Genomic DNA, 16,019 nt, shown 5'->3' with positions numbered 1-16,019 from the left:
GTCCTGTACCTTAGAACAGACCGATGAGGGTATCCACCGCCAGCACAGCCACGGCATCAAAGATCCAGATCGCCGCGCCCACGATCAGGGAGCACAGCAGGACGGTGCCGGTGTTCTTGGCGGTAGTCTTGCCATCAGGCCAAACGACCTTCTTCAGTTCGCTTCTCATCTCGCGGAACCACTTGCCGCGATCCTTACTGACCTTCTTCTCTTCAGCCATGTCAATATCTCCTTCCGGTTACTTCGTCTCGCTATGGACGGTGTGCTTTCTGCAGAAGGGGCAATACTTGTTCAGCTCAAGCTTGTCAGGGGTATTCTTCTTGTTCTTCATCGTGTTGTAGTTTCTCTGCTTGCACTCGTTGCATCTCAAAGTGATCTTCACGCGCATTAACGGCACCTCCTTATTAGATTAGGCTTCCGTTCCGGAACGCCCTTTTGCCTCCCTGCCGGATGATCTCCGCCTGCGCCTCCGAAGCGAAAAAGCGCGCAAAAAGAAAGCACCCACTCACAGGTAATGCCCACTATACCACACTTTCCCCCGCCGGTCAACCGTTTTTTGCAGAAAAATCCCGTATTTTTCACGGTTTCGTCCCATTTTCTGTTGCTTCCCGCCGCCATTTTGTGTATGATAGAGCCAACGTGAAAAAACGCGGCGGCGCACGCCGCGAAAAGTGAGGTACATCCCCATGAAGATCATGGCCATCGACTACGGCGACGCCCACACCGGCATCGCCATTTCCGACTATACCGAGACGCTGGCGGGCTACTCCGACACCCTCCACTCCCGCCGACAGGAGGAGGTGCTCTCCGGTATACAGCGGCTCATCGCCGAGCACGGCGTACAGCTGCTGGTGCTGGGCTACCCCCGGAACATGGACGGCACCGAGGGGCCCCGGGCCGAGAAATGCGCCGCCTTCGGCGCGCTGCTGCGGCAGGCGACCGGGCTGGAGGTCATCCTCTGGGACGAGCGCCGCACCACCATCGACGCCCACAACATCCTGTTTCAGAACGGGCAAAACGCCAAGAAGCGAAAGAAGACCGTGGATGCGGTGGCCGCCGCGCTGATGCTGGAGGGCTATCTGACCCGCCGGAGGCTGGAGGGCGCAAAATGACGGATGTTATCGTTATCGGCGGCGGCGCCAGCGGCATGATCGCCGCGCTGACCGCCGCGGAAAACGGCCGCAGCGTCGTCCTGCTGGAACGGCAGAGCCGGGTGGGGCGCAAGCTGCTGGCCACCGGCAACGGCCGGTGCAATCTGACCAACTACAACCTCTCTCCCGCCCGCTATCACGGAGAGGACAGCGGCTTCTGCGCCCACGCGCTGCGTACCTTCGATGTGGGCGCCACGCTGCAATATTTTGCCTCTCTTGGGCTGCTGACGGTCAGTGAGGACAGCGGCCGCGTCTACCCCATGAGCAACATGGCCGGCAGTGTGCTGGACGTGCTGCGCTACGCGCTGGAGCGCCCCGGCATCCGGGTCTGCACCGGGCAGGCGGTCACCGCCGTAAAGCGAATAGCGGAGGGCTTCACCGTCAGGACCGAAACGGAGGTCTTCGCCGCGCGGAAGGTCATACTGGCCGCCGGCGGAGCCGCCGGCAGCAAGGTAGGCGGCGTCATGGACGGCTATCGCCTTGCCAAAATGCTGGGGCACCACCGCACCGTGCTGTATCCCTCCCTGGTGCAGCTGAGGACCGATCCCACCTATCCCCGGGCGCTGAAGGGCATCAAGGCCGAGTGCGGCATCGCCATCCTCCGGGGCGGCGAGCGTGTGGCGGAGAACCGCGGCGAGGTGCTGTTCACTGAATACGGCGTCAGCGGTCCGGCGATCTTCGACATCTCCCGGACGGTGTCCACCGGCGGCGAGGAGCTGGTCTGCGCGCTGGACTTCTTCCCTGACTGGGAGCCCCGGGACGTGCTGGACTGGCTGCGCCTGCGGCGGGAGGCCATGGGTACCCACGAGGCCTCCACCCTGCTGGTAGGCTCCTGCCACACCCGGCTGGGGCAGATGCTCTGCAAAGCCGCCGGGTTCACCACTCAGCGCGCCGCCGACCTCACCGACAGCGATCTGGAGCGTATCGCCCGGCAGACGAAGCGTTTTGCGCTCCCTATCACCGGCACCTGCGGCTTTGACCAGGCACAGGTCACGGCGGGCGGCCTGCGGACGGAGGAATTTGACCCGGAAACGCTGGAAAGCCGCGTCGTCCCGGGGCTGTACGCCTGCGGCGAGGTGCTGGACGTGGACGGCGACTGCGGCGGCTTCAACCTGCAATGGGCCTGGTCATCCGGGCATCTGGCCGGGCTGCTGCTGTAATTAGTTGACAATAATATTTATTATGGTAAACCTGTAAACTGCCCGCGGCAGCTTACAGGTTTACTTTTTCGTCTTAATAAAGTCTTAATCCTCCCCCTGCTTGTTTCTTAAGAGGCATTTCGGTACCATGGAGCCAGAAAGGAAAGAAAGGAAGTGCCCCTATGGAACCCACGCTGCGGACCATCAATGCCGTGATCTCGGCGCTGTTTTTTATCTGCTACACCTATCAATTTCTCTATATCCCGCTGGTGCTGCTGAAAAAGCGCCGGCCCCTTCCCCGCCCTGCCGCGTCCCATCGGTACGCGGTGCTCATCGCTGCGCGGAACGAGGAAAACGTCATTGCCGGGCTGCTGGACTCACTGGCCGCGCAGACCTACGATATGTCCCTGGTAACGGTGTTCGTGGCGGCGGACAACTGCACCGACAGCACCGCCGCCATCGCGCGGGAACATGGGGCGGTGGTGTATGAGCGCTTCAATCACGTGAACGTGGGCAAGGGCTATGCCCTGGATTTTCTGCTGCAGCACATCGGCGCAGACTATCCGGAGGGCTTTGACGGCTATTTCGTGTTCGACGCGGACAACATCCTCTCGCCGGACTATCTCGAGCGCATGAACGAGAGCTTCTCCGCCGGAAACGAGATCGTGACCAGCTACCGCAACAGCAAAAACTTCGGCGACAATTGGATCAGCGCCGGGTATGCCCTGTGGTTCCTGCGGGAGAGCCGCTATCTGAACGGCGCGCGAAACCGTTTGGGCAGCAGCGCCGCCGTGGGCGGAACGGGCTTTCTGTTCTCGCAGCGGATACTGGACGAGAGCCATGGCTGGCGGTTCTATCTGCTGACGGAGGACATTGAGTTCTCCATCTACCACATCCTCCGCGGCGAAAAGATCGCCATCTGCGAAGACGCGGTGCTCTACGACGAGCAGCCCACCAGCTTCCGCCAGTCCGTCCGCCAGCGTCTGCGCTGGGCCAAGGGCTACATACAGGTGTTCCGCCGCTACGGCGCGGAGCTGCTGAAGGGCACAGCCCGGGGCAGCTGGAGCTGCTTCGATATGTCCATGTCCATCCTGCCGGCGTTTATCCTGACGGCCCTGGGCCTGCTGGCCAACCTGACGCTGTCGGTGCTGGGCCTGCTTCAGGGGGACGGCGTGTGGTTCGCCATGCGTTCCCTGCTGGAGTGCATGGGCAGCATCCTGGCCACGTTGCTGGTGCTGGGCGGCATCACCGTGGCCAGCGAGTGGCGGCGCATCCACGCGCCGGCGTGGAAGAAGGTCGCCTTCACCTTCACGTTCCCCCTGTTCATGCTGACGTATCTGCCCATCTCGCTGGCGGCACTGTTTATGAAGGTGGAGTGGAAGCCCATCCACCACAGCGTAAACCTGGCGTCGCTCCCCTCCACCGCTGTGAAGAATTGACCTTGTGCAAAGGCGGGAATAGGGGTATGATAGAGATATACCACACCCACAGGAGGTCCCTCTATGTACACGATTTTGGTCGTTGATGATGAAAAGGATATTGTCTCCGCGCTGGAGATCTATCTCAAGGCCGAGGGCTACCGGGTGCTGTCCGCCTGCAACGGGAAAGAGGCCCTGGCCGCGGCGGCGCGGGAGGACGTGCACCTCATTCTGATGGATATCATGATGCCCGTCATGGACGGACTGTCCGCCATGGCCCAGCTGCGGCAGACCAGCAACGTACCCGTGATCCTGCTGACCGCCAAGGGCGAGGACACCGACAAGGTCCTGGGGCTGAACGTGGGCGCGGACGACTATATCACCAAGCCCTTCAACCCGGTGGAGCTGCTGGCCCGGGTACGCTCACAGCTGCGGCGGTATTTGCAGCTGGGCGGCGGGCAGGTGCAGGCCAGCACGCTCATCATCGGCGGCATCTGCCTGGATGACAACGCCAAGACCGTCACCGTAGACGGCGACCCAGTGGCGCTGACACCCAAGGAGTACGACATCCTGCGGTTCCTCATGCGGAACGCGGGGACGGTGTTCTCCCCCAACGAGATCTACCGCCGGGTGTGGGAGGACGTGCCGCTGAACGCCGCGGGCGCCATCGCCGTGCACATCCGCCACCTGCGGGAAAAGCTGGAGATCAACCCCTCAGAGCCGCGATATATCAAGGTGGTCTGGGGAAAGGGCTATAAGATGGAGGGCGGCATCTCATGAAGGGATTTTTAGACAAGACGTGGGCGAAGGCCGCCGCCTTCGTGCTGACGCTGGTGTTCGGCGTTCTGACCGTTCTGGGCGGCGTGGGCGTGGGTATCCTTATCAGCTACGACGTGTTTCTGGACGGCGGCGACTTCCTGCGCCAGACGATGTACGAGGGAAACTGCGTCAGATCCATCGACATCGCCGACAGCTTCCTGCGCGGCACGCTGGCCAATGCGGGCGTGCTGGTCAGTGACGGCACCTATGACTACAGTACCGTTGAAAATGGAGATGTCACCGAGGAGGAGCGGGCTCAGGTGATCAGCGACCTGCCCCGTATATTTGCGGAGGAGTTCTCCCGCGATGCCGCCGACTGTCACCTGACCGTCACCGTCAGAGGAAATGGGGAGGTCGTCGGTACCTTTGAAAATTTTGAGCTGACAGACGGCGACAAGCCGCTGTACGCCACGCAGGAGACGTTCACCTATCAGCTGAACACCGGCAACACCGCCATGGTCACCATTGCCGCCGATCTGCTGCGCACCGAGGAGGTGCCCTCTTATTCCTATCTGCTGGACATGTGGCTGGTGGAGCATACCGCCCTGACGGTGATTCTGACCGTGCTGTTCGCGGCGCTGGCACTGTTCTTCTTCTGCTTCCTCATGGCCTCTGCCGGCCATTGGGCGAGGCATGAGGGCATCCATCTGACGTGGCTGGACAAGATCCCCGCGGATGTATGGCTGATCGTACTGCTGTGTACGTTTTTCATTGGTTGGGAAGCGTTCTATTACGGGTGGGGACGCGTTTTCTTCTGCGCGGCGCTGGTGCCGCTGGTGCTGCTGTTCCTGTGCGCCTTTGCCGCCCAGTGCAAGGCGGGCACCGTCCTGCGGAGCGCGCTGATCGCGCGGATAGCCCGGTTCCTCTGGCGCATTGTCCGTTCGCTGTTTCTGGGGCTGTGGCGCATCGCCAAAAGCCTGCCGCTGATCTGGAAGACAGCTTTGGCGGGGCTGATACTGGTGTTTATTGAATCCGTCCTCTTCATGCAGGACTACTACGGCACCCTCGCCGCGCCGTTTCTGGCACTGAAGCTCGCAGAACTGCTGGCGGTGCTGTATGTAGCCGTCAATCTGCGGACGCTACAGAAGGGCGGCGAAAAGCTGGCGAACGGCGACTTCTCCTCGCCCATCGACACGAAGTACCTCATCGGCGACTTCAAGCGCTACGGGCAGGAGCTGAACGATGTACAGTCCGGCCTGGAGCAGGCGGTGCAGGAGCAGATGAAGGCCGAGCACCTGAAGACAGAGCTCATCACCAACGTGTCCCACGACATCAAGACGCCGCTGACCTCTATCGTCAACTATGTGGATCTGTTGAAAAAGGAGGACATCCCCTCCCCAGAGGCCCGGGAGTACATCGCCGTGCTGGACCGGCAGAGCCACCGGCTGAAAAAACTCACCGAGGATCTGGTGGAAGCATCCAAGGCCTCCTCCGGCGCCCTGAATGTGGATTTGCAGCCCACGGACGTGAACGTACTGTTCTCCCAGATTCAGGGGGAGTATCAGGAGCGGCTGGCCGCCTGCCAGCTGACGCTGGTAACGCAGCCTCCCGCACCGGGTACCGTCATCCGCGCCGACAGTCGTTTGCTGAGCCGCGTCATGGACAACCTGGTATCGAATATCTGCAAATATGCCCTGCCCGGCACACGGGTCTACGTGGTTTCCACGCTGTCCCGGAAGGCCGTTACCATCAGCTTCAAGAACGTCTCGCGGGACGAGCTGAATATCTCCCCCGACGAGCTGATGGAGCGTTTTGTGCGCGGCGATGCCTCGCGGCACACAGAGGGCAGCGGACTGGGGCTGTCCATCGCCCGCAGCCTGGTGCAGCTGCAGGGCGGCCGCTTCGACCTGGCCATCGACGCCGACCTTTTCCGCGCGGATATCACCTTCCCGCTGTCGGAGAGCGCAGCAAGCTAAGTGTTTTATACAGATCTGAATAAGGTCGTCATCGGCAGGCAAGCGCCCGCCGATGACGACCTTATTTATGTAAACCAAAAATTTTCTCTTCCCTTCCACCCGCAGCTGTGCTATACTGAAAAAGTATCCGGGTATAGCGAAGTTGGTATCGCGCTTGATTTGGGAATACATGCGGAAGCTCTGAAAAAACTTAATATCGGGGTGTTGCGCAGTTGGTAGCGCGCCTGCTTTGGGAGTGCCGTGGTTGTATCCGGGATGGGGTGAGGCGAAACGCCGCAAAGCCTTGCGACGCCTGCGTTTGCGGGATTTTCCCCGATTGCAGAAAGCGGCACAAAATCGCCTTTGACCACATAAATGACCACAGACAGAAAAATCTTTGATTTTCTCCCTCGCCGTGGTATAATGGCAGAAATTGAATATCCGGGTATAGCGAAGTTGGTATCGCGCCTGGTTTGGGAGAATACGCCCAGCCGGATAAAATAACTTAATAACCGGGTGTAGCGCAGTTGGTAGCGCGCCTGCTTTGGGAGCAGGATGCCGCAGGTTCGAATCCTGTCACTCGGACCACCTTTCCCAGAAAAACCGCCTAAAAAGGCGGTTTTTCTGCGTTATAAGTTCAATTTTTGAAGTGTGCTTAACCACATCCCAATTGTGGCCAGAGAGGTAAAACGGCAGTCGCAACCTCGGTGCGGGAGAACGCCGAAGACCGCAAAATCCCTAACCCATCCCTAACTGGTGTGTTTTCGCCGTTTTTTACGTGTAGTTGTGACAATATCTTGAAATTTTCAGCGTTATGCACTATAATATCTTTACGGTAGGCCTTTGCGCCACCAAGGCGACCGTATGGGTGTGTTCCCGTGCGGTCTTTTATTTTGACCAATTAGGGAGAGTGATTTAATATGGCAAAGAGCGACGCTATTGCAAAAGCAATTGCGGCTGATCCCTATTTGAAAAAGCGCAAAGCCCCAACTGAAGCTGAGCAGCAACTGTACCTAAAAGAGGTTTCTTTTTCCTGTCCTCTTTGTGGAAAAATCCTTCGACACAATAAACAAGGAAAGGCAAATAAGTTATATGAGATTGCCCATATTTTTCCGAATAGTCCGACTGAAGAACAGTATGAACTTTTAAGTAAACTGCCTCGTTTGGGGGATAATTCCGAGTCCTTTGAAAACAAGATCGCATTATGTAAAGATTGTCACAATCAGCAGGACTACCACACCACGGTGGAGGACTACCTAAAACTCCTGAAGATAAAGCAACATTTTCTACAGCTTACAGACCTCCACGAAGCTACACTGACAATGGGGCTGGAACCGCAAATTGCAGATGTTGTGGCAAAAGTTTGTTTTTTGCGTGAAGACGAAGCCGCCACGCTGAGCTACATACCCGCCCGATTAACCAAAAAATTCTCCACAAATGAGTTCCTCTTGAAAAACCGGGTCAGCATGAATGTGACCAGCTACTATCCTTACATCCGTGACCGCTTTAAAGAACTGGAGGGGATTAACGGTTTTCGTTTGGATGCGCTCAGCCTTCAGATTAAAAGTTGCTTTATTAAAATGGAGGGTCTCTCAGATAACAAGAGTGACATATTTGACCAACTCGTAAATTGGGTAATGGCAAAAACGTGCTCTACATCCAGAGAGGCTTGTGAGGCAGTTGTCTCCTTCTTTGTTCAGAACTGTGAGGTGTTCCATGAGATTACCGAGTAAAATCACATCTTATGGTGAAAGTGTAATCAGTAAGTTCCCGCCAGTGCTCTCGGTATTGCAAGATGCTGACACGGGAGTGTTAGCTCTGTATGATGCTACCACGAAGCATTTCAGTAGTATTGAGGATTTCATGGATACTCTGGACTGCCTGTTTGCTCTCCAAAGAATTAGATATGACGCAGAACGCGAGGTGCTCTGTTATGTTGCATGAGATTTACTGTGAACAATTTCACCAGAAGCGAATTGTTTTCAATCCTGGACTTAGTGTGGTGTTGGGTACCAATGCAGGCGACAACTCTATCGGGAAATCCACCTTCCTACTGATAATTGACTATGTTTTCGGTGGTAGCACATATGCAGGTACAACGGACATCATCGAAAATGTCGGTTCCCACGATATATACTTCTCTTTTATTTTTGGCGAAGAAATCTTTAAGTTTTGCAGAAACAGCATTAATGCCCATACTGTTTGGAAATGCAATGATTCTTACGAGAAGGTTGAAGAAATCGGGCTGAATGATTACTGCAAATGGCTGGACTCGAAGTATGCAATATCTTTGCCAGAACTGTCTTTCCGAGATGCAGTTGGTCGATATATTCGAGTATATGGGAAAAACAATTGCGATGAGCGGCATCCGCTGCACTACCAGGCTACAGAGAAAGCAGAAAAGGCATGCACGGCGCTTCTGAAACTTTTCGATGCGTATACACCTCTCAAGGAAACAGAGGCCGCAGCCCAGCGCTCTGATGCGGAATTGACTGCATATAAAAAGGCGCAAGCTTTGCAGTTTATTGCAAAAATCACCAAGCGTGTACACGACAAAAACGAAAAAGAGATTCGCAGTATTGCTGCGCAAATTGAGGAGCTTTCTTCTGGATTGGAACGCGGTTTACTTGATGTAGATGCTGCAGCATCTGAACAGGCGGTTTATATCAAGAAATTACTATCCAGAGCTCGGCGCGCAAGGAGCAAAGTGAAAGCCCGATGGGATTTGCTTGACGAAAATGGCAACTATGCCTTTTCCTCTACAACCGATTCCTTCGCTGATTTACAGCACTTTTTCCCAGAAGCGGCCGTTGCACACTTGGATGAGATTGAGGGGTTCCACAGAACGATTTCCTCCGTGTTCAAGGCTGAACTGAGATCAGACCGTTCTAAGCTTGAAAAAGAACTGGCTGAGTATGACCAGATCATCCACGAATACGAAGCTCAGCTTCAGGAACTGGTTCAAAACCCCAACCTTTCTAAGGTTGTTCTAACTCGTCACGCAGAACTGCTTCGCGAGAAAGACCGGATGCAAAAGGAAAATGATGCTTACGAAAAACTACAGCAGCTGAAAGAGGACCGAGATGCTGACGCGGAGCGGCTGAAAACAATTAAGCAACAGCAATTAGCTTTAGTTTCCTACCGGCTCAACGAAGAAATGAGCCGACTCAACGATGCTATCTACGAGGGATCCTACAACGCTCCCATACTGAACTTTACCGACACCGGATATGATTTCTTCACTCCGGATGATACTGGCACTGGCATTGCATATAAGGGACTTGTTGTATATGATCTCGCTGTGCTGAGCCTTACAAAACTGCCGCTTCTGGTACATGACTCGGTCGTACTGAAACAGATTTCAGATGATGCGATTGAGAAAATTATTGAGCTGTATTCCTCTTGCGGTAAACAAGTCATCATCGCTCTGGATAAACAGGATTCGTATAGCGAAAAGACATCTCGCCTTCTCGGGGAATCTGCCGTATTGAGATTAAGCAGTAACGGTCAAGAGTTGTTCGGACGTTCTTGGGGATAAACTGTTTGCAACTTTTATGGGCTCGCCATTTCTGGCGAGCCCATTTTCTTTTATCCCACTCTCTCGAACGGTATCACCTTGCACCGGCTTTCCTCCGGTGGGTCGGGAGGTTCCGGGGTGTTGGCTGCCGTGACCGACTCCATGAAGCCGCCGATCTTCTCAGCCGCACCTCGCTGCATATCGTTGGTGATGTGCGTGTAGGTGTCCAGAGTGAACCCAGCGCTGTAATGGCCCAGCATGCTGGACAGGGTCTTCACGTCCACGCCGCTGGAGATCGCCATGGTGGCGAATGTGTGTCTGAGGTCGTGAAAGCGCACGTGCTCCTCGATGCCTGCGTTTTTCAGCAGCTTCCGGTTGATCCGCGACACGGCGTCCGGACTCCAGTAGCCGCCTGTGCGGGGCGACGGGAACAGGATGGGGTTGTCCGGGTGCTGTTCATGCTCCTGCACCAGCAGGTCGACCGCCTGCTGCGACAGCGCCACCTTGCGGACGGAGTTCTTCGTTTTCGGCTCCGTCACATCCAGCTCGCCTTCCATGCGGGTGACCTGCTTGTTCACCGTCAGGATGCGCTCCTTCACATTCAAGTCCTCCCACTGGAGCGCCAGCAGTTCTCCCCGGCGCAGACCGCTGGACAGTTCCAGATAGAACATGGGCAGGACACCGTACTTCTCCGCTTCCTGGAGGTACCTGCCGATCTTCTCCGGCGGGAGGATGGTCATCTCTTTCTTGTCCTTGGGTGGGATGCGGCAGTTCTCGCAGGGATTGTACGGGATGAGCCGCTCTTTCACCGCCTGCTTCAGCGCCGCCTGCAGCACCGCATGGACACGCCGCACGAAGGTGTTGGACAGGGGCTTGTCGTTCTGCTTCGACCCACGGGGCATCCTGCCGTTTTCTTTCAGGTCGTTATACATTCGCTGGATGTGGATGGACGAGAGCTGCTTGAGTTTGATCGCGCCGATGGCCGGGATGATGTGGTGCTCGATGATCCCCTCATAGCCCTTGGCGGTGTTGTAGCGGATGTTGGGCTTGCTGTAGGTTTCAAACCACAGGCGGCACCACTCCGCTGCGGTGTAGTCGCCCGTGTGATTGAGCGGCGCGCCGCGATTCTCCCGAATGGCTTTCGCCAGCTTTTCCTTGCACTCCGCCTGGGTCTTGGCAGACACGCTTTTCTGGATGGCTCGGCCGGTGACCGGGTCGATGCCCTGGGTGTATCTGCCCTCCCAGCGGCCGCTGGGCTTTTTTCGGATGCTGCCCTCGCCGTTGGCTCGTTTCTTGGCCATTTATGATCCCTCCTTTTTAACACAAACACATACCACAGAGTTTTTGGAATAGCTACTAAAATATTTCAGATTTTTTCGTGGCCTGTTCGTCGATCCATTCCATGAATTTATCACGGGGAACGATGATGCGGCTGCCCAGGGTGATGGTGGGGAAATCCCTGCGGTGGGCCACCTCATAGGCGTGGGCCAGACCGATGCCCAGCACATGGGACACATCCTCCACGGTCAGCATCAGCGGGAGTTCATCAAAAGAGTTGTATTTGGATTTTCTCATTCAGTTCCTTTCTACCCTCCGCGCGGAAAGGTTTTAGTTCTTTGTTTTGCGGCGCAGTTTTTGCGCCGCTTACATGGTCATGTCGGGCCACTGCTCCTCATGGTCATCCGGCTTGTGGCCCAGGGCGATGCGCTTCTCCTGCAGCTTTTTCAGCCGCTTCCGGTCGATCTGGATTCCTCCGGGGCGGGACTTGGGTACGGAGTTGTCCCGGAACACCCAGCTCATGTGATGGAGCAGCCGAGTCACCGCCAGCATTGCAGAGGGCGGACGGTTTTCCTCCAAGTGGTTCAGGAGATACTGTGCATACTGGTTGTCCTGCTCGGCGGATCGGGTCAGCCAGTGGACGGCCCGCTCCTCATCGCAGGGAGCTTCCTTGCCGGTGAGGTACAGCTTGCCCAGCATGTACTGGGCGTAGGGATTTCCTCCCTCCGCCGACTTGGTGAACCACTCCAACGCGCTGGCGGTATTCTTTTTGATATGCTCGCCTTTGAGACACTCTTTGGCCAGCCGATACATGGCGCAGCTGCTGCCGTTGACCGCGGCGGTGTAGATCCAATTCAACCCCAAACGGATATTCCGTACCTCCACATCATCGGAGAGGTACAGCTTGGCCAGAGAGTACTGCGCCGCCAGATGGCCCTGCTCCGCCGCCTGCTCGAACCAGTACCGGGCGTTCACCGAGTCCGGTATCAGCAGAGAACCGTCCCGCCAGAGCTTTCCCATCAGATACTGGGCATACATATCACCGTTCTCTGCCAGTTTGTCCATTTCAGAGACGGCGTCGCTCCGTTCCTCCATGGTCAGGTGCTCGTCCCGGATGATGTCCCGCAGCGCCCAGTAGTCGTAGGAGGCGTTGCGGTATTCCTCCGGCTCGTCCTGCTGATTGAGGCCCTTCTCCTCGAAGCCGATCTCACCCAAGTGCAGGCGCTCCGCCTCCTGAATGACAGCGTTCTTGATCTGCCGGAACTCCTTTTGCTGTGAGAGCGGGATGCGCTCCTGGGGCTTGTCGTGATAGTAGCTGTCCACCTTCCCTTGGAGCATCATCCATTTTTCATAGCACTTGCTCACGACAGGGAGCCGTTCCATCTCGTCCACGATCTCATCCACCAGATTCTTTAACCGCTTGGGAAGATAGCCATAGGACTTTTTTCCCTTGACCGCTCCGAGCTGCGCCGCCAGCTCCAGCATGAGCCGCTCGGCATCCGGGTGGTCGCACATACTATCCCGCATGGTCTGCACCAGCTCCAGCATTGCCCGCCGCGCCTCCCGCACCAGCTCATCTCTGGACTCAGACTTCTGTTCATAGAGATGGAGCATTTCGTTGCGGAAGATATCATTGGTCAGCTTGGACTTGATCTGACGGATGCCCTCCTTGGACAGATAGGCCTGTCCCGCTTTTGCGGACCATGCCATCATGTGGATGTGCGGATGCTCTCCCTCGTCGTGGAAGGCAGCGTACCATCGGAAGTCGCCGGGTGGGATCTTCATTGCCGCCGCGATGTCGTTGCGGTGGGCGCGGATGAGATTTCTCCACGCTGCGGCGTTGTCGAAGCCGAGCCGGGCAGCATCCTCACGCTTGAGGGAGATGATGTGCGTCCACACGTTTCCGGTGTAGCTCTCCAACTCCTCCATGGCCTTCTCCAGCGAAACGGCGTCGTCATCACCGAACAGGCCGTGAGTACCGTTGCGCTCAGCACGAGGCCGGGTGGCGATGTACTTCATGTACTGCTCTGACTCGTGGATGGCATCCCAGTTGGATTCCAGCGCCAGCGTGATGAACGCAGAGGCGTTGACCTTGGTGGGCTTCGTCAGGTAGTCCTCGTACTCGTAGAGCGTTTTGCTGTCCGGGAAGTCTTTGACCAGTTTGGCGATGAGCTGCTCCTGCTTTCGGGTGGGCGGACGGTCATCCGGGATAAGCTCCACCCGCTCCCGGGTCGCGATGTAGCGAAGGTATCCGGAGGCCCCGCCGGTGCTTTTGATATAGGGACTCTTGAGGATCAGTCTTGCCATTCGTCATCATCCCAGTCCGGCTCCTGACGGGAGCGCGCATACTTCTCCAGAGAGATGGTACCGTTTGTGGCCTTTACATTCCGGACACTCTGCGCGCGTATGCGCTTTAAGTCATCCCGGTCCATCTCGAACGCTTCGGCGATGATACCGTTGGTCATGTCCTGCTCCACGCATCTGGTAAAATCTCTGCGGGCAATATAGTCCTCCAGTCTGCTCAGCCTGCCGTCGATGGCAGACATGATTGCCATGGACAGCAGCGTTGTGTTGTCCTGTATTCCCAGATAGTCCACATAGAAGTTCACGGCTTTCTCGATGAACTCATTTTTGCTCTGGCAGTTGTCGGCGGCGTACCACTGCTCGATCCTTCTTCTGGTTTCCGGCTGCATCCGGAATGCAATACGATCTCTGGTTTCTTTACTCATTCAATTCCTCCTTTTTGCTGTAAGACATCCTTGAAAAGCCCTGCAACACGGGGCTTTTCGGGGAAGCTGACGCCATCGGTGCTTATTTTGCCTCGCAAAGACGCCAGCTTCAAGCTCCCGAAACTGCCCGCACTGCGGGCAGAAGTGACGGCTGCGGCGGTGTGTGCGACGCCATGCCTTTATCCTGCTTTTTCTTTCGTCCTGCAAAAGCCTGCCGAAAATGGCTCACATCCGGCTTCAATCCTCTGGCTGGGACTGGGACTCGCTTCCTCCCGGAAAGGCGCACACAAGGCGTTCTGGCGGCCCTGGGCGTTGGACTTTTCGAGGAGCTGCGCCGCACGATAGCGGGCGGCAGCCTCCTCTGCCTGCCGGAACTGCCGCTCATAGAATGCTTCGAGTACACCTTGGATAGGGCGAACGGTGTAGAGCAGATTTCCATTCAGGGGTCTGCCATCTTTGCTTCGTACCATCGTCGGCTCCGTGTAGATGAGACCTTTCTCCTCCAGCTGCCGCACATACTTTGCCACCGTATTTTCACTCATGCCGATCGCATGGCCGATGGTTTTGTAACTGGGGTAGCACTGGTAGGTCTTACGATTCTCGCACCGGAGCAGATAGGTGTAGAGGGAGATCTCCCGGTAATCCAGACCGATGCTGAATATCTCGTTGGGCACCATAAAATAGTTTTTCTCTGCGCTGCGCTTGGGCCATTTCTTGTAACTCAATTCATACCTCCTGTGTTGTTGTAGAGTCCGATGACGCTCACACAGGGAACAGAAAAAATATCATTGCTTTTCTGCTGTTTGCCTGATATACTTTTATCAGTAGATTTGTGCGTGCCTGTGTGTGCGCCGAGCCGCCGGACTGTTGCCGCAGTCACGGCGGTTTTTGTTTTGCGGTCGTACTGGTGTGCATCCCTCCTCTGCTTTGCAGCTGAGTCTTTTACTTTCATCTGTGAGCTATCTTTTTCGCCTCCTCCGTGTTAAAATGATTTATATAGCCGTGCGTTGGAAACGGCACATAGCAAAAGACCGTGCTCCCGGGAGCACGGCCAGAGATGGAATGACCTTCCGAGCGGATCGCCGTATGGCAGAGAGCGCACATGCTCTCATGGGGTGCTCTGTCAAAGGCCATGTGGGTTCGTCGGCGCGGAGACCGTGCCGTACCGAACCAGGGGCAACCTCACCCGGGTGAAATTGTCCTTCTACTATTACTTAGAGAAAAATCGCAAAATCGGAAGGTCTGGAATTGTAAACTTTTTGTGAATGCAGAAAGGGTGGTGAGTTCATGTCCTTCAAGGATACCCAATCTTATAAAGAGCTTCAGGCAGATTGGCGCTGGATACACGAAATGGACCCGGAAGCTGCCGCCGCTGCAGACCAGTGGGTGAAGGAGCATCCGGAGGAGTGGAAGGAGCTGGAGCACATGCTCTACTACAGTGAGGCCAACTTCCACAAGCGAGTTGCGCCGGACACTCTGGAAGATGTGGATATCAAACAGCCCAGATCTTACAATCCGGAAGCGTTCCTGCCGGAGGAAGTGCGCAACGCGATCTACGATGATATGCGCTGGTTTGACCGGGCGAAGTATCTGCCAGAGGGATCTGATGAAGACCCGCTCATGTATGTGCGCAAAGAAATTGACGAGGGACTGCGTGAGCTGACTGAACTACAGCGGGAGGTTCTGTTCCGCACCGTCATCAACGGCGAGTCCACCGAGTCCGTCGCACAGGACAAACAGTGCTCGTCCAGAAACATCCGAGATATCCGCGCCCGTGCGCTTCGACAGATACGGGCCAAAATCAAGAGACGTGAAGGCTACGGCAGGCCCGACGTTGTCATCATTATTTTGCTGTTTATGCTGCTTGTTGGTGTTCCGCTTGCTTGCTGGGGAGAACAGCTTTGGACCGCATATCCCTGGCTGGAGCCCGTGGCTGCAGTGCTTAGCGCATTGGTTGTGGCTGTCATGTTCCAAAGTTCCCTTCGCAGAGAAGCAGAAAGGCTGCTGCGCCAGCACTGGGCCAGCCTGAATGGGTCGCAGAGAAAAGAATGACTATGAAAGAGGGAGTGAAGC

At 56.2% G+C, this 16,019-nt stretch carries 17 protein-coding genes and 1 tRNA gene; 10 read left to right on the top strand and 8 right to left on the bottom strand.

Going from position 1 to position 16,019, the window contains the following annotated elements; translation table 11 throughout:
• Positions 1-10: 10 nt before the first annotated feature.
• Both secE and rpmG read right to left on the bottom strand, forming a co-directional pair.
• On the bottom strand, positions 11-220 hold the full coding sequence (gene secE / locus ACOMDU_RS04600; protein WP_022135574.1) for a preprotein translocase subunit SecE: 210 nt from the start codon (positions 218-220) through the stop codon (positions 11-13).
• A gap of 18 nt (positions 221-238) precedes the next feature.
• The gene (rpmG, locus tag ACOMDU_RS04595; protein ID WP_421129263.1) at positions 239-388 is read right to left on the bottom strand and encodes a 50S ribosomal protein L33; all 150 of its coding nucleotides are present in this window, start codon (positions 386-388) and stop codon (positions 239-241) included.
• Between the two features lie 298 nt (positions 389-686).
• Here rpmG and ruvX point away from each other — a divergent pair, with 298 nt between their 5' ends.
• From ruvX to ACOMDU_RS04550, 9 genes are all read left to right on the top strand, one after another.
• Positions 687-1,112, top strand: a complete 426-nt coding sequence (ruvX, locus tag ACOMDU_RS04590; protein ID WP_421129262.1) for a Holliday junction resolvase RuvX — start codon at positions 687-689, stop codon at positions 1,110-1,112.
• A complete protein-coding gene (locus ACOMDU_RS04585) occupies positions 1,109-2,311 on the top strand; it encodes a BaiN/RdsA family NAD(P)/FAD-dependent oxidoreductase (RefSeq protein WP_421129261.1) in 1,203 nt (400 codons plus the stop codon). Before ruvX ends, ACOMDU_RS04585 begins: the two co-directional genes overlap by 4 nt.
• A gap of 161 nt (positions 2,312-2,472) precedes the next feature.
• Positions 2,473-3,729 (top strand): glycosyltransferase family 2 protein, encoded by a 1,257-nt coding sequence (locus tag ACOMDU_RS04580; protein WP_421129260.1) that lies wholly within the window; start codon positions 2,473-2,475, stop codon positions 3,727-3,729.
• 63 nt (positions 3,730-3,792) lie between these two features.
• The gene (locus tag ACOMDU_RS04575; protein ID WP_022135579.1) at positions 3,793-4,488 is read left to right on the top strand and encodes a response regulator transcription factor; all 696 of its coding nucleotides are present in this window, start codon (positions 3,793-3,795) and stop codon (positions 4,486-4,488) included.
• The gene (locus ACOMDU_RS04570; protein ID WP_421129257.1) at positions 4,485-6,443 is read left to right on the top strand and encodes a sensor histidine kinase; all 1,959 of its coding nucleotides are present in this window, start codon (positions 4,485-4,487) and stop codon (positions 6,441-6,443) included. The genes ACOMDU_RS04575 and ACOMDU_RS04570 overlap by 4 nt, the downstream gene beginning before the upstream one ends.
• A 491-nt stretch (positions 6,444-6,934) precedes the next feature.
• Positions 6,935-7,010, top strand: a tRNA-Pro gene (locus tag ACOMDU_RS04565).
• A gap of 332 nt (positions 7,011-7,342) precedes the next feature.
• Positions 7,343-8,155 (top strand): ABC-three component system protein, encoded by an 813-nt coding sequence (locus ACOMDU_RS04560; protein WP_421129256.1) that lies wholly within the window; start codon positions 7,343-7,345, stop codon positions 8,153-8,155.
• Positions 8,139-8,366 (top strand): ABC-three component system middle component 7, encoded by a 228-nt coding sequence (locus ACOMDU_RS04555; protein WP_421129254.1) that lies wholly within the window; start codon positions 8,139-8,141, stop codon positions 8,364-8,366. The genes ACOMDU_RS04560 and ACOMDU_RS04555 overlap by 17 nt, the downstream gene beginning before the upstream one ends.
• Positions 8,356-9,960: a DUF2326 domain-containing protein gene (locus ACOMDU_RS04550; protein WP_421129252.1), complete on the top strand. Its 1,605-nt coding sequence runs from the start codon at positions 8,356-8,358 to the stop codon at positions 9,958-9,960. Before ACOMDU_RS04555 ends, ACOMDU_RS04550 begins: the two co-directional genes overlap by 11 nt.
• 50 nt (positions 9,961-10,010) lie before the next feature.
• Here ACOMDU_RS04550 and ACOMDU_RS04545 read toward each other — a convergent pair whose 3' ends face one another.
• The 6 genes from ACOMDU_RS04545 to ACOMDU_RS04520 form a co-directional block, all read right to left on the bottom strand.
• Complete coding sequence (locus ACOMDU_RS04545; RefSeq protein WP_421129251.1) at positions 10,011-11,240, bottom strand: tyrosine-type recombinase/integrase; 1,230 nt, start codon at positions 11,238-11,240, stop codon at positions 10,011-10,013.
• Between the two features lie 55 nt (positions 11,241-11,295).
• The gene (locus tag ACOMDU_RS04540) at positions 11,296-11,514 is read right to left on the bottom strand and encodes a helix-turn-helix domain-containing protein (RefSeq protein ID WP_421129250.1); all 219 of its coding nucleotides are present in this window, start codon (positions 11,512-11,514) and stop codon (positions 11,296-11,298) included.
• A gap of 69 nt (positions 11,515-11,583) precedes the next feature.
• A complete protein-coding gene (gene mobP3, locus ACOMDU_RS04535) occupies positions 11,584-13,524 on the bottom strand; it encodes a MobP3 family relaxase (protein WP_421129249.1) in 1,941 nt (646 codons plus the stop codon).
• Entirely contained in the window at positions 13,512-13,946 is a 435-nt protein-coding gene (locus tag ACOMDU_RS04530; RefSeq protein WP_421129248.1) for a hypothetical protein, read from the bottom strand. Before ACOMDU_RS04530 ends, mobP3 begins: the two co-directional genes overlap by 13 nt.
• Before the next feature lie 179 nt (positions 13,947-14,125).
• Entirely contained in the window at positions 14,126-14,671 is a 546-nt protein-coding gene (locus ACOMDU_RS04525; protein ID WP_421129247.1) for a helix-turn-helix domain-containing protein, read from the bottom strand.
• Positions 14,668-14,898: a hypothetical protein gene (locus tag ACOMDU_RS04520; RefSeq protein ID WP_421129246.1), complete on the bottom strand. Its 231-nt coding sequence runs from the start codon at positions 14,896-14,898 to the stop codon at positions 14,668-14,670. The genes ACOMDU_RS04525 and ACOMDU_RS04520 overlap by 4 nt, the downstream gene beginning before the upstream one ends.
• A 335-nt stretch (positions 14,899-15,233) precedes the next feature.
• On the opposite strand from ACOMDU_RS04520, the gene ACOMDU_RS04515 reads away from it, so the two are divergent.
• Positions 15,234-15,998, top strand: a complete 765-nt coding sequence (locus ACOMDU_RS04515) for a hypothetical protein (protein WP_421129245.1) — start codon at positions 15,234-15,236, stop codon at positions 15,996-15,998.
• The last annotated feature ends 21 nt before the right edge of the window (positions 15,999-16,019 follow it).

This window comes from Vescimonas sanitatis (assembly GCF_049060325.1).
In the GTDB taxonomy this organism is placed as follows: Bacteria; Bacillota; Clostridia; order Oscillospirales; family Oscillospiraceae; genus Vescimonas; species Vescimonas sanitatis.
The sequence above is the reverse complement of the archived record's forward strand: the minus strand, read 5'-3'. Positions and strand labels throughout refer to the sequence as shown.